This is a genomic window from Celeribacter sp. PS-C1, from assembly GCF_019429625.1.
Taxonomy (GTDB): Bacteria; Pseudomonadota; Alphaproteobacteria; order Rhodobacterales; family Rhodobacteraceae; genus Celeribacter.
In genome coordinates, this window is record NZ_JAHXRW010000008.1 from 126,948 (window position 1) to 140,816 (window position 13,869).

Annotated in this window: 14 protein-coding genes; 9 read left to right on the top strand and 5 right to left on the bottom strand. The window is 60.4% G+C overall.

Going from position 1 to position 13,869, the window contains the following annotated elements:
- Window positions 1–82 precede the first annotated feature (82 nt).
- Window positions 83–703, bottom strand: coding sequence for a hypothetical protein (locus J5Y17_RS13055; protein ID WP_219785693.1), 621 nt, complete (start codon window positions 701–703; stop codon window positions 83–85).
- A gap of 283 nt (window positions 704–986) precedes the next feature.
- On the opposite strand from J5Y17_RS13055, the gene J5Y17_RS13060 reads away from it, so the two are divergent.
- The 9 genes from J5Y17_RS13060 to J5Y17_RS13100 all read left to right on the top strand — a co-directional run bounded on the left by J5Y17_RS13060 (window position 987) and on the right by J5Y17_RS13100 (window position 9,190).
- Window positions 987–1,754: a hypothetical protein gene (locus tag J5Y17_RS13060; RefSeq protein ID WP_219785694.1), complete on the top strand. Its 768-nt coding sequence runs from the start codon at window positions 987–989 to the stop codon at window positions 1,752–1,754.
- Window positions 1,755–1,818: 64 nt separating this feature from the next.
- On the top strand, window positions 1,819–2,658 hold the full coding sequence (locus tag J5Y17_RS13065) for an alpha/beta fold hydrolase (protein ID WP_219785695.1): 840 nt from the start codon (window positions 1,819–1,821) through the stop codon (window positions 2,656–2,658).
- 137 nt (window positions 2,659–2,795) lie between these two features.
- Window positions 2,796–3,128: a 5-aminolevulinate synthase gene (locus J5Y17_RS13070; protein WP_219785696.1), complete on the top strand. Its 333-nt coding sequence runs from the start codon at window positions 2,796–2,798 to the stop codon at window positions 3,126–3,128.
- Window positions 3,129–3,190: 62 nt separating this feature from the next.
- Complete coding sequence (gene pcaD, locus J5Y17_RS13075; protein WP_219785697.1) at window positions 3,191–4,078, top strand: 3-oxoadipate enol-lactonase; 888 nt, start codon at window positions 3,191–3,193, stop codon at window positions 4,076–4,078.
- Window positions 4,071–4,799, top strand: coding sequence for an alpha/beta fold hydrolase (locus J5Y17_RS13080; protein WP_219785698.1), 729 nt, complete (start codon window positions 4,071–4,073; stop codon window positions 4,797–4,799). Before pcaD ends, J5Y17_RS13080 begins: the two co-directional genes overlap by 8 nt.
- A 54-nt stretch (window positions 4,800–4,853) precedes the next feature.
- Complete coding sequence (locus J5Y17_RS13085; protein ID WP_219785699.1) at window positions 4,854–6,065, top strand: TCR/Tet family MFS transporter; 1,212 nt, start codon at window positions 4,854–4,856, stop codon at window positions 6,063–6,065.
- Window positions 6,066–6,158: 93 nt separating this feature from the next.
- Window positions 6,159–6,347 carry a hypothetical protein gene (locus J5Y17_RS13090; protein ID WP_219785700.1) on the top strand — a complete coding sequence of 63 codons (189 nt, stop codon included), beginning with the start codon at window positions 6,159–6,161 and terminating at the stop codon, window positions 6,345–6,347.
- A 318-nt stretch (window positions 6,348–6,665) separates the two neighbouring features.
- Window positions 6,666–8,180, top strand: coding sequence for an acetyl-CoA hydrolase/transferase family protein (locus J5Y17_RS13095; protein ID WP_370628950.1), 1,515 nt, complete (start codon window positions 6,666–6,668; stop codon window positions 8,178–8,180).
- 98 nt (window positions 8,181–8,278) lie between these two features.
- The gene (locus tag J5Y17_RS13100; protein WP_219785701.1) at window positions 8,279–9,190 is read left to right on the top strand and encodes a peptidoglycan DD-metalloendopeptidase family protein; all 912 of its coding nucleotides are present in this window, start codon (window positions 8,279–8,281) and stop codon (window positions 9,188–9,190) included.
- Here J5Y17_RS13100 and ggpS read toward each other — a convergent pair.
- From ggpS to J5Y17_RS13120, 4 genes are all read right to left on the bottom strand, one after another.
- Complete coding sequence (ggpS, locus tag J5Y17_RS13105) at window positions 9,187–10,698, bottom strand: glucosylglycerol-phosphate synthase (protein ID WP_219785702.1); 1,512 nt, start codon at window positions 10,696–10,698, stop codon at window positions 9,187–9,189. The genes J5Y17_RS13100 and ggpS overlap by 4 nt on opposite strands.
- Before the next feature lies 1 nt (window position 10,699).
- On the bottom strand, window positions 10,700–11,506 hold the full coding sequence (locus J5Y17_RS13110; RefSeq protein ID WP_219785703.1) for an HAD-IIB family hydrolase: 807 nt from the start codon (window positions 11,504–11,506) through the stop codon (window positions 10,700–10,702).
- Entirely contained in the window at window positions 11,503–12,531 is a 1,029-nt protein-coding gene (locus J5Y17_RS13115; protein ID WP_255572092.1) for an NAD(P)H-dependent glycerol-3-phosphate dehydrogenase, read from the bottom strand. Before J5Y17_RS13115 ends, J5Y17_RS13110 begins: the two co-directional genes overlap by 4 nt.
- 411 nt (window positions 12,532–12,942) lie before the next feature.
- Window positions 12,943–13,851: a hypothetical protein gene (locus J5Y17_RS13120; RefSeq protein WP_219785704.1), complete on the bottom strand. Its 909-nt coding sequence runs from the start codon at window positions 13,849–13,851 to the stop codon at window positions 12,943–12,945.
- Window positions 13,852–13,869 lie beyond the last annotated feature (18 nt).

Below are 13,869 nucleotides of genomic sequence, written 5' to 3' on the forward strand. Positions count from 1 at the left end.
CTCCGAACGCCTCTTTAGGGAGGCGCATTATGGAGTTTTTAAAGCCCTGCCTCCGGCGGGGCTTTTACATATCAACTGTCGCTCAGTGACAGCCCCCCGGCCCACAGCTGTCGCAGCTTTCACAGGCCCGCGCGCGGCCCTTCATCTCGATGAATTTCTCGTCCCAAGACTCGCCATCGCCGAATTCGAGAAAGTGTTGATATTGCTCATGCCGGTCCGGCAGGTTGCGCGCGTGTTTGATCGGGCACCAATAATACTCCGTGCGCCCCGCCACCTCGCGGACATAGGCCAAAAGCCCGTTACAATAGCCGCAATAGATGCAGTTCAGTTTCTGCATAAAGTTGAGATAGGTCAGCTTGTGCCGGTCCACGGCGATGTATTTTTTACGCTCCACCTTCGGGATGCCATACACCGGAAAACAGATCAGTTGATAGACCGTCACAAACAGATCCATCAGCGCGAAAGGGATGATCAAACCATAGATCACAGGTGCTGTGACGATTTCCCAAGGCCGCGCGCGGCGCAGAAAGACTGACCAGCGGACGCGTAAGAGACGGCCGCGTTTGCGCGCCTCTTCCTCAAAAACCACGCGCCCGTTCGAAAGCCGATACTGAAAGCGTTCGCGCGCCTCTTGGGCTTCTTTTTCAAGCTGAAGTTGCAAATCCCGCAGGCTTTCGCGGAGTTTTTCCACTGTGCTGTTCATCCGGGCCTCCAGCCACTGCTTTTCCGGATAGGGTAGAGCCTTCGCACCGTCTGGCAAGCGGCGTAACGGGAGGGAAAGGCGTTTTTGTGGGAACTGTTGCTCTGCACGATCGTGAAGGCCACGATGGTGACGATAACAATGTCACCAGTTAAGAAACACTGCGTTGAACGCCGGAAACTTCGCGCCTCGTCCGGCACCCTGCCACATTCTCGCCACATTTAAGACGCATCAAAACCTTAAATGTTACCTTGTGCCACGGTTTGGTTTTCCGATGTTTTTCTTGATGATCGCCCTTGCTCTCGGCCTCATGGCCCTGCCGCTCGTGACCAGCCCAGCCCCGACAGAGGGGCAGATTCGGGCCAGCGGGTTCAATGGCATAGGCGTAATCATCGGCTTCGTCATCACGATCGCGGTGGCGGCAATCACCTCTCCGATGTTCGGCTTTGGCTTTGTCCTTGCGGTGCTCATACATGAAGTCGGTTCGGCCATGGCGGTGCGCATCATCGGCCACGACGTGGCCCGCGTCCGCCTCGTGCCCCTGCCCTATCTGGCCGCGCCGCGCTCGGATCGCCCCTTCGATCACGCGCTTGAGGAAAGTTTTGCCGCTCTTTACGCCCCCGCGCTTGCGATCCCGCCCATGGTAATCGGCTTTGGCCTCTTCCATGTGCTGGCTCCTATTGCACCCGCGGCAGCCAATGTGATGCGGGTCATGGCAATCATGCTCGGCACCTTCAATTTCATAATGCTCCTGCCCTTTCTGCCCTTTGGCGGCGGGCGCGTCGTGCAAAGCGTCTCCGACGCCTTCTGGCCCCGGCTCGGCACCTTCGTAACGCTGTTCATGAGCGCCGCCTTCGCCTCCGCCGCACTGCGCGATCACTCCATCGCCATGGCCATCCTCGCCGTCGCAGGGTTTCAGAGCCTTCTGCACCGCCGCCGCCCTGCACAGGAACGCCTGACGCACAACCAGGCGCTTTTGGTGATGTCCTGCTATGCCTTTGTGCTGACGGTACATTTCACCGGCGGTTTCTGGCTTTTAACCGGGTTGGTCTGATCCAACATTTGCTTTCCTCTATCGCGATGTCGTGACACTCTGGCTTTAGGTAGAGGGGAAAATCATGGTTCAATATTTCACCACCTCCGACGGGCTACGGTTGGCCTATGACGTCCAGGGCGCGGGCATACCTGTGCTCTGTCTCGCGGGACTGACCCGCAACATGGACGACTTTGAACCCGTGGTCGATCATTTCGCAGGCGACGCCCAGATCATCCGTCTCGACAGCCGCGGCCGTGGCGCCTCGGATCACGACCCGAATATGATGAACTACTCCATACCGCAGGAAAGCGCCGATGCGCTGGCGCTGCTTGATCATCTCGGGATCGACAAGGCGGCCATCTTGGGCACCTCGCGCGGCGGGCTGATTGCCATGGCGCTGGCCGTGACGGCAAAGGCGCGGCTGTCCGGCGTGCTGCTCAATGACATTGGGCCGGAAATGGACCCGCAGGGCCTGTCGCATATCATGGATTACTTGGGCCGCCCCTCAGCCTATCGCAGCTTTGAGGACGCCGCCGATAAATTGCCGAAGGCTCTGGGCGCGCAATTTCCCAATCTCAGCCGTGATCAATGGCTGACCTATGCGCGCCGCATCTGGTCAGAGGGGGACAGCCGTCTGCAACTGCGCTACGACCCGCGCCTACGCGACGCCATCGAGGCGCAAAGTGTCACAGGCGCCCTGCCCGATCTGTGGCCCCTGTTTGAGGCCTTCGACGGCCTCCCTTTGGCGCTTCTGAGGGGTGAAAACTCCGACCTCCTGCCGCGCAGCACCTTTGACGAAATGCAACGCCGCCGCCCCGACATGATCGCCGTAGAGGTCAAGGATCGCGGCCATGTGCCCTTTCTCGACGAGCCGGAAAGCCTCGACGTGATCGCGCGGTTCCTCGCCCGTATCGACGCCTGAAGGACAGGTTTACCGGACTTGACGCAAGGACACGCGGCGTTCAACGTAACGTGGCAAAGGGTCGGACTGCGCGGCGTATCAGGGCCACGCCGCGTGAGGGTCTCTTTCGCATGTGTTAACTTGTGTTTTGGTGTTCCATGTATGCGCTTCCTTCGCACCATTTGGTGTTTCTGGTCCTTGTCGGGGCGGGCTATGCCCTTGCCACCGTCGGAATGAAACTCGTCGCCAGTTCCGGCGCGATGCCCTCGTCCTTCGGCCTTTGTCTGATCGTCGCGGGGCTTCTCGCTGCGATCATCTTCGAAATCATCCTTTTGCGACAGGCCCCGGTCAGCCAGCTCTATCTCATCGTCATCGCGGTCGAGACGGCCATCGTCTTGAGCTTTGCCTGTCTGATCGGCGAACAGATTACGCCGCGGCTGGCGCTTGGCATGGGGTTCATCTTTGTCGGGCTGGCGACCGTCGCCCATTAGGAGCGCATGAGGTTGAGCCTCCCCTGTGCCCCGCCTATGGTGCCCTCAAAAAGGAGAACCAGATGCGGGTCGAGATCGGAGAGCTGTCGCTGAACGTCGAGGTGAGCGGGCCGGAAGACGGCGCGCCCGTGGTCTTTGCCCATGCCTTGGGAACCAATCTGCATCTCTGGGACGCGGTCCTGCCGCATCTCCCCGAAGGCTTACGCCTCATTCGCTATGACCTGCGCGGCCATGGCGGGTCGGACGTGCCGAAGGGCCCCTATGCGATGGGCACGCTGGTGCGCGATGCAGAGCGGCTCTTGGACGCGCTCAAGGTGCAGGACGCGGTGTTTGTCGGCATTTCCATCGGCGGGCTGATCGCACAGGGGCTGGCGGTCAAGCGGCTCGATCAGGTGCGCGCGCTGGTGCTGTCGAACACGGCGGCCAAGATCGGCGTGCGCAGCGTCTGGGACAAACGCATCGCGGAGGTGCGCGAGAAAGGTATGGAGGCTCTTGTGGCCCCCACGATGGAGCGTTGGTTCGCCCCCGGATTTCGCAAAACGGAGGAGGCCAAGCGCTGGGGGCAGTCCATTCTCGACACATCGCTGGAGGGCTATCTCGGCTGCGCTTCTGCCATTGCGGGCACGGATTTCTACACGCCGACCTCAGGGCTTCGTCTCGCCTGTCTGGGCATTGCGGGCGGCTATGACGGTTCGACCCCGCCCGATCTGGTGCAGGAAACGCTGGGCGTCATTCCCGGTGCGCAGTTCCATCTGATGCGCCGCTCCGGCCATCTGCCGCCCGTCGATGCGCCCGAAGATTATGCCGCGATCCTGAGTCAATTTCTCACCGAGATCGCCCATGTCCGGCGCGATCCGAACCCGCATGATCATCTGCCGATGCTCAATGACCCTCATCACGGACATCACCACCACCATGACCATTCCCACGATGAGCATGACGATGGCTGACCCTACGATCCTTCTGGTCCACGGCTCCGCCCATGGCGCGTGGTGCTGGCGCGATCTACTGCCAGAGCTTGAGCGCCAGGGACTAAAAGCCCGCGCGCTCGATCTCCCGTCCCATGGCGAGAGCCTGACGGATTACACGGAAGTCACCCTGGAGCGCTACCGCGATGCCATTCTGGCCGACATCGCGAAACACGGCGGGCCGGTCGCCTTGGTTGGCCATTCTGCCGGTGGCTATCCAATCACAGCCGTCGCAGAGACAGCGCCGGATAAAATCGCCAGCCTCGTCTATATTTGCGCCTATGTACCTCAGGACGGGATGAGCCTTGCCGACATGCGCAGAAGGGCTGCCGATCAGCCTGTTCTCGACCTGATCGAACGCACCGACGATGGCCGCGCCTTTCGGTTCAAACCGGACGCAGGGATCACAGCGCTCTATCACGACTGCCCCGAGGAGGTCGCCGAATTCGCCAAGGCAAATCTCGGCCCACAAGCCATCGCCCCGCAGGAAACGCCGCTCCATATCACCGAGGCCTCGACCGATCTGCCGCGTCACTATGTGATCTGCGACAACGACCGTGTGATCCCTCCCGCGGAACAGCGCAAGATGGTCCAAGGCTGGCCCGAGGAACACATCCATCACCTGCCCTCCGGGCATTCGCCGTTTTTCGCCATGCCAGAGCGACTTGCAGATCTGTTGAGCGAGATTGTGCGGCAAGAGTGATGGACAGGGCGCGCACTTGCGGCCACAAAGGCGGGGTTGTTTTGGATACCCACTATGCTCACCCGCCTTCCTGTTCTGTTCATCATCCTCACGGTTCTTATCGACGCCATCGGCATCGGGTTGATTTTCCCAGTGATGCCCTCGCTCATCCGCGAGCTGACCGGGCGCGCATTGGCCGATGCGGCGATCTGGGGCGGGGTATTGGCGACCGGTTTTGCAGTGATGCAATTCCTGTTCGGGCCTTTGGTGGGCAACCTCTCGGACCGTTTCGGGCGCAAACCGATCCTTCTGACGGCGCTTTTCGTCATGATGCTCGACTATCTCGTCATGGCCGTGGCGCCGACGATCTGGCTTTTGCTGATCGGGCGCCTGATCGCCGGGATCACCGCAGCCACGCCCGGCACGGCCGCCGCATTTATGGCCGATATTTCCGCGCCCGAGGATCGCGAGCGCAACTTCGGCTATATCCATGCCGCCTTCGGGGTGGGCTTTGCCTTGGGGCCCATGATCGGCGGGCTCTTGGCCGGGATTGACACCCGTGCACCGTTTTATGCCGCTGCCGTCATTGCCGGGGCCAATATGATGTTCGGGTTTTTCGTCATGCCCGAAAGCCTCGCGCCCGAGAAACGTCGCCGGTTCGACTGGCGCCGCGCCAATCCTTTTGGTGCCTTCCGCGCCATCGGATCACTCAAGGGCCTCACCGGTTTGCTCATCGTCTTCGGCCTCTATGAGCTGGCCTATTTCGTCTACCCAGCGGTCTGGGCGTTTTACACGGAAGAACGCTTTGGCTTCGACACGGTCGCCACCGGCATGACGCTCTTTGCCTTTGGCGTCTCCTTGGGACTGGCGCAGGCGCTTTTGGTCGGCCCTCTGGTCAAACGCTTTGGCGCCTACCGCGTCGCCATGGCGGGGATCGTGATGGATGCGGTGGTGTTTCTGACCTTCGGCATCACGACGAGCGTGCCGATGCTCTGGATCATGTCGGTTCTGTCGGGCATTTCCGCGATCTCCATCCCCGCACTTCAAGGCATGATGAGCCGCGCCACACCCGACGACCAGCAAGGCGAATTGCAGGGTGTCACCGGTTCCATCGCCGCGCTCGCGACCATCCTCAGCCCCTTGGTAATGACCGAAACCTTCGCCATCTTTTCGCGACCCGGCACCCCGCATTACATGCCCGGCGCACCGTTTCTTTTGTCCTTGGTCATCGTCATGATCGGGGGGGTAATCCTCTGGCGCTGGCATCGCCGCCAATCGTTCACCTGAGCGGTGTAAATCGCATTTTACGCGATTTGATCTGAATCCAAGCATCCTCGACAGAATCTGCTATACTGGCGATCCATAAGAGGAGGAGACCTTATGACACGCCATATTACAGACCGACCGCACCGCAAGTCCGATTCCAGTCGTCTGGTGCAATATTTGAGCCAAGATCGCTCCAATGGCCGCTCCCGCGTCTGGACCAAAATGGACCGTGAGCGCCAGAGCCCGAAAGGCCTGTCCCGCATCAAACAATTCCTGCGGATTGACCGGGGCATTTCGACCTAACCCCCCCCGCTTTTCGCGAAGACAGTTTCAGGCCCGCACCCGCTGCGGGCCTTTGCTTTGCGCGGCAGGGTTAGCCGCTGCAAATCTCATTTGCAAATTCATCCTAATATATTGCTTTTGCAAAGAATGATTCAAAAATCTGTGCGCAAATTGCATATCCGGGTTGCCTCATCAGAATGTGACTGGAAGCTCCCCGCGGATGGCGCGTAGATGCGGAGAACTGGGAGACTCTGTGGGAGGAGGCACCCGACCCGCGCGCCGCGAGACCTCTCTTCCCCGAACCGCCCCCGCATTTTCATTCAGCCGGAGAGAAACCTCGTGACCATCACGCGCCGTCCTATTCCCGCATCTCTACAGTCTAAAATCATGTCGGCCGAAGACGCCGCCGCCCTCGTCGACAATGGCGCGACTGTGGGCATGAGCGGCTTTACTGGCTCCGGCTATCCGAAAGCCGTGCCCCTCGCGCTGGCCGCAAGGATCGAGGACAAACACGCGGCGGGCGAAAAATTCCGCATCAAGATCTGGTCTGGCGCCTCGACGGGTCCGGAGCTTGACGGGGCGCTCGCCAAGGCCGACGGCATCGATTTTCGCCTGCCCTACAACTCCGATCCGATCGCGCGCGAAAAGATCAACAAGGGCGAGATGAACTATTTCGACATGCACCTCAGCCAAGTGGCGCCTATGGCCTGGCAGGGATTTCTTGGCAAGCTCGACACAGCGGTCGTGGAGATTTCCGGCATCACGCCGGAAGGCGATCTGATCCCGTCTTCGTCGATTGGCAACAACAAAACCTGGCTTGAGTGCGCGGACAAGATCATCCTTGAGCTGAACTCGTGGCAGAGCGAGCATCTCAACGGGATGCATGACATTTACTACGGCACAGCGCTCCCGCCGAACCGGGTTGGCATTCCGCTGATCAAGGCAGACGACCGCATCGGACAGCCCCATTTCAAAGTCGACCCGGCCAAGATCGTCGCCATCGTCGAGACCGACACCCCAGACCGCAACGCACCTTTCGCGAAGCCCGACCAGACCGCTTTGGACATCGCCGGGCACCTTTTGGAATTCCTGTCGCATGAACTGAAAATGGGCCGGATGCCGAAGGAGCTTTTGCCGCTGCAATCCGGTGTCGGCAATGTCACCAACGCTGTGCTTGCCGGGCTTTTGGACAGCCCGTTCGAGAACATGACCGCCTTCACCGAGGTGATCCAGGACGGCATGTTGGACATGCTCGACGCGGGCAAGTTGCGCATGGCCTCGGCCACCGCGTTCTCTCTGTCGCCCGAGGCGGCGGAACGGTTCAACGCCGAGGCACATCGCTACCGCGACAAGCTCATCCTGCGCCCGCAGGAAATCTCCAACCATCCGGAGCTGGTGCGGCGTTTGGGTTGCGTCGCAATGAACGGTCTGATCGAGGCGGATATCTACGGCAACGTCAACTCGACCCACGTGATGGGCTCGCGCATTATGAACGGCATTGGTGGGTCGGGCGATTTCGCACGGAATGCCTTTGTGTCAATCTTCATGACGCCCTCGACCGCCAAAGGGGGCGCGATTTCGGCGATTGTGCCGATGGCCAGCCATGTGGATCACATCAACCAAGACGTTCAGGTCATCGTGACGGAACAAGGCCTCGCCGATCTGCGCGGCCTCGATCCGAAACAGAAGGCCGAGTTGATCATCGAGAAATGTGCACATCCCGCCTATCGCGACATGCTGCGCGATTATTACGAGCGGGCGAAGAAAAGCTCGTTCGGCGGCCATGCGCCCCATGATCTGCGCGAGGCGCTGAGCTGGCATCAACGGTTCATCGACACCGGCACAATGAAATAAGCCAATCGATGACATCAAAAAGGCCTCCGGATCGGGGGCCTTTTTTTCTGGCCTCTTCGCGCATCCTCCGTCACCCTGCCGACATGACGACAAACCAAATGAACGTGTTTTCAAACACCCTCGCAACCGCGCTTTCGGATGCCGTAGATCTGCACCAAACGCTTTTGGCGGAACTGGCACAGGCACATCTTTCCGAAGCGGAGGCCAACGCGCTTTTGTCCCTGATCCGTGAACGCGCAGACGCCCCTCTTGCCACCCGCCTCTCGCAGTTGGACGCGGGGTTTCTGACCGCTGTGATCCGTCATGGCGCAGGGTTTAACCCTATCCCCGGTGCGGCCTCGGTTCAGGCCTATCTGCGCGATACCGACATGGCTCCGGTGATCTCCCCCGATCCAAAGACCACGCGCTTCACCGCTCTGCCCTCCGACCGGCCCGGCATGCCCGCCTTTTCTGACCGCAAGTTTGATCCGTGGTTCGAGAACCTGCGCGAGGGCGATGAGATGCTCTACGGCTACGGGCTTTATGGCGAAAAGCGCAGTGTCTATCTGGCCGATCAATATCGCGATGCCTCGGGACCGGAACCTCGGGCGCGCCATCTTGGCATCGATATTTTCGCGCCCGCAGGCCTACCCATCACCGCGCCCTTGGCTGGCCGCGTGCACCGCGTCGCCTATAACGCCGACCCGCTCGATTACGGTCATACGGTGATTGTGGAACATGTGACGGAGGACGGCCTGTCGTTCTGGACGTTGAACGGCCATTTGGGCCAGCCCATCGTGTCAGAGGGCCAAGAGGTTGCAGCCGGTCAGACCCTCGCCCCTTTGGGTGACTGGCATGAGAACGGCGGCTGGGCGCCACATCTGCATTTTCAGCTGATCACCAGCCTGCTGTCCCAGACCGGCGGCAATTTCTTTGGCGTAGGCCATGACAGCCTCTGGCCGGTTTGGGCCGAGATTTCTCCCGACCCGAACCTGATTTTGCGATTGCCTGAGGCGGCGTTCACACTTTAGGCCGCTTCGCCATTTGGCATCAGATCGACCGGCACCTCATCCGCGCCAAAGGCCTGCATCTGATCTTCCGCCCAGAAGCGGATGTCTTGCAGTTTGACCATCTTGCGGTTGGTGATCATCCGGCCGCGGCGTTCCTCTTTCGGTAGGTCGAGCGCGAACTGGATCGCGCCATCCATCGACTTGTGAGAGAACGGATTGGTCGGCACGGCGGCCGCGAGTTCGACCGCAGCGCCCGCGAATTCGGACAGGACCAAAACCCCATCCTCATCCGTGCGCGCGGCGCAATATTCCTTGCACACCAAGTTCATGCCATCCGCCAAAGGCGTGATCCAGGCGACATCGGCGGCGCGATAGTAGGCCACCAGATCCTCAAACGGCACGGGCCGCGAGATCAGCGCGATGGGTTGCCACTCAAAAGTGCCGTAACGCCCGTTGATCTTGCCCGCGAGATGCTCGAGATCGCGTTGAATCTCCTCATAGGCGGTCATGTTGGAGTTGGCCGCCACGGAGACATGCATCAGCCGCACCTTGCCGCGCAGATCGGGGCGGCTTTCCAACAGGCGCTCATAGCTTTCAAGCTGTTCAATGCCGCCTTTAGTGTAGTCGGTGCGCCCGACAGACAGGATCAACTGACCGTCGCCGATCTCTTGTTTGATCTCCTTGACCTTAGCCGCCGTCTTATCGCTCTGCGCAAGGCTTTCGATATAATCGACATCGACGCCCACCGGGCTGGCCTGAAGCCGCACGGTACGGTCGGCGTAGCCCACCTCGGTCACCACGGATTGCTCGGAAAGCGCAGAGGTCTCAGACGCCAGTTCCGGCTTCACCTTCTCGCGTTTCAGCGTCTCGACCTCCAACAGAGACCGTGCGGCGGAGACGAAATTGTTCACGTAACGCGGGATATGGAAGCCGACGACATCACAGGCCAGAAGGCTTTCCAAAATCTCCTTGCGCCACGGCAGCACATTGAAAATATCGGCGTTCGGGAAGGGCGTGTGGTGGAAGAAACTGATCTTCACATCGGGGCGCAGCGTGCGCAGGTAGCCCGGCACCAGCCAAAGGTTGTAGTCATGCACCCAGACCACAGCGCCCTCGGCGGCCTCGGCGGCGGCGGCCTCGGCAAAGGCCCAGTTTACCTCACGGAATGTGGGCCAATCGACGGGGTCGTAATTGTAGCGTTCCTTGAAACCATGCAGGATCGGCCAGAAGGCCTCTTTCGAGGAGACATGGTAGAAACTCGTCACCTGCTCCGGCGTCAGAGGCAGGCGCGAGACGGTGTATTTGCCGTAAGCGTCGTCGATCTCGATGACGCGATCAAAGTCCGGGTTCGCCGGATCGTCGGCGTGTTTCCACGCGATCCAAGCGCCCTTGTCGACACGCCCGAAAAAGCTTTTGAGCGTCGGCACGATGCCATTCGGGCTTTTGTTTTCGCGATATTCAATTTTGCCGTTCACCTCGACCTCTTCGTAAGGCTGGCGGTGGTAAACGATCACAAGATTGGAAGACATATCAGGCTCCTTTCAGGGCGAGATTTGATGCATGATCGGGGGCGTCATGCAGGTCGAGCGCGGTGATGGCCTCAAGGATGCCAGCGGCACCGAAGCGCGTCGCGTGATAAACAGTGTCGCGGCCATGCAGCCGCTGTTTGAGCGCGGTTTCCGAATTGCCGACCGCCACAGCCGGAAGGCCGGAGATCAGCATCGACAGGTCGTTCATCGTGTCCCCCGCGCAGAGCACGCGGGCCTCGGGAATACCCAAATGCGCGATCAGCCGCTTGATCGACGGGCCTTTCGAGACGCCCTTGGGCAGCACGTCGAAATAGCGGTTGTCCGAAATGAGCCAATCCAGACCCAATTCCTCGACCAGCACTTCGGCGGTGGCGTCGTAGGCGTTTGGCGTCAGATCGTAGCTCACCCGATAGCGAAACGGCGTCGGCTGAAGCGACAGGCCGGATACGCCCTCAAGCGTCACACGTACCGCGTTGCCCTTATCGCCCCAACGTTCGGCAATGTCCGTCTCAAGCTCTGGGATCGGTTCAACATGGCCGTCGTCGCGGACATGGGCAATCGTCGTGCCCACGTCGCCCACGACATATTCCGGCCAGGGCAGACCTTGTTCGCGGCACATCTCCATGATGAATTCCGGGTCGCGCCCGGTGACAAAGATCAAACCGACCGTATCGCGATTGGCTTCGATCCAGTCGTATAGCGTTTTGCGCTCCTCGTCTGAACCACCCAAAAACGTCCCATCCAGATCGGTCGCAAGAGTGAAGCGGCGCGCGGCAATGGCCGGGCGCGGTGTGGCGTGAACATTCATGAGTTGGCTCCGAATTGCAGCGGCATATTGGGGGTGGGATGGGTGAGCATGAGATCGAGCGCGTTGGGCTCCGCCTCGATCGGACGGGCCCAAAGCGCGGTGAAGGCCGCTTGCAGATCGGCACCTTTGTGCAGCACATCATGCACGGTTTCGCAGATCGGCATCGGCACCCCGATGCGATGCGCCAGATCGGTGACGGAGACGGCGTTGACCTCGCCTTCGACCACGACGGGGCGGCCCTCGAAACAGGACGGGCGCGCGATCCCTTGGCCAAGCTGATAGCCCAAAGACATGTTGCGCGAGGTGGTCGAGCTACAGGTCAGCGTCAGATCGCCCGCGCCCGACAGGCCGGTCACGGTTTCGCGCGACCCGCCCAAAGCCTGCGCGAGCTGTTTCATCTCATCCGTGCCGCGGGTGATCAGAGCTGCGCGAGTGTTTTCGGCAAAGCCCGCCCCGGACATCATCCCGCAGGCGATGGCAATCACGTTTTTCACCGCGCCGCCGACTTCGACGCCGACGAGGTCGTCGGAGACATAGGGGCGAAAGCCGCCGCCAGAGAGCGACACGGCGAGACGCGCCGCCGGGCTTTTTTCGGGGTTCAAACGATCCGCATAGGAAAACGGAAAAGCGACCGTGGCCGCCGTCGGATGATCGAGGGCGGTTTCACGCGCGAATGTCGGACCAGAGACGGCGCCGACCGGATGGCCGGGCAATTCTTCGGACACAACTTCGGACAACAGGTATCCTGTGCGCCGTTCAACGCCTTTACAGGCCAGCGCGATCGGGATGCCTTTCGGGATCAGCGGTGCAATAGCCTGACACATGGGTCGCAATGTCGACGAGGGTGTGACCATCAAAACGGCCTCGGCACCGGCCAGCGCCTCTGCGAGATCAGAGGTGGCCGTCAGACCGTTTGGAAGATCGACCTCGGGCAGGTAATCCGCATTCTGTTTCGTTTCGTTGATCCGTTGAGCAAGGTCCGGGCGACGCGCCCAGAGGCACACTTGGCGGCCATTACGGGACAGAACGGAGGCGAGCGCAGTGCCCCAGCTGCCGGCGCCAAGAACGGCGACGCGGGCGTAGGGCTGCGACGGGGTATGGGAGATGGAATCCTTGATGGGGAGCTCCTTTTGGGTGCTCTTACTCAATATGTCTTCTTCAGGTTCCGCGCGCCCCACCCGCCATACTGGCCGCGCGACAAGGGGCAGAGACAGGCAGATGTGCCGTCAGCGCCAAGCGGGTCGTACACATTCGCAGTTCAAGCCCTTTTTGGGCCGCATCCGTGCCGAGCGGGTCCGTCGCGTGAACCCTTTTAATAGGGTAGCAATCCTGTCTTAAATTTCAACCCAACCTCGCCGCAATGCGGCGAAGATCCTTGTAATAAAAGGAAACTTTTTTATTTTAGCGTTCACAGAGACGTGTGCCAACCCAGTCAATCACGGTTCAAAGCCCGCGACATTGCCCTCTCGAACCCAAGCCGAAGAGCATTTTCCGAGATAGGCGACATCCGTTGGCCAGCCCTCTGGCGTCAAACCGCAGGCCTCCAGCTTGGCGTCATAATCCAGTTCACTCATATAACCGCCTGCACCGTCGCCCTTCTCCGGATCCGTCCAGATGATACCGGAAAATCCGTTGTCGAAATCGCATTCAAAGGCGTTCTCCAAGGCGTAAGGCGAGATATAGCCCAAAATGGCCGCCTCCTCGAAGGGCGCGGCATACAACACGATCTGTCCGTTGTCCGTGCCCTCATTGCTAAGCACGCCACTGACTTCACGACACTCGGCCCCACCGTAGGGTGCCGCGCCAACAAGCGGCATGCGGGGCTGATAATAGGCAGCGCTTTGACGGCTCGGCCCGGTGCGAAAGCTATTGAGCGCAATCTCCCGCGCGGTGAGAATGTCCGCCACCTCGGCACTGAGCGCCGGAGTTAGACAAGACAGCGTGCGGATTGGCGTCGCATTCCGATGATAAAGTTCGAGCCAAATCTCCGTATCCCCCGCGCCTCCTCCATCAATCGGGGTTTGGATGTTGAGCACGGCCCGCCCCCCCTCATGCAAAAACGTCAGGCTGTAGCTGTCCCAAGGATAACCCCCGGTGCCCGGCGTCATGTCGAACGGCGTGTCGATGGCCAGCTGGGTGAGCGGCCCGTCTGAGATCTGCGGCGTGACATGCAGCTCAAAAGCCGGGGCGCCCGTTTCGGGATGCTGCGCGCCGCAGAGTTTGATCTCTTCGGCCTCCTCGGTCACGCAAAGCACCTGCGTCGCCAGAATGTCGTCGCAAAACGCATGGGCGCCCGCCGTCGAAGACAAGAGGGCCAGGGTGAAACAGGGGGTAAAAAATCGCATCGTTAAAGTCCTTACATC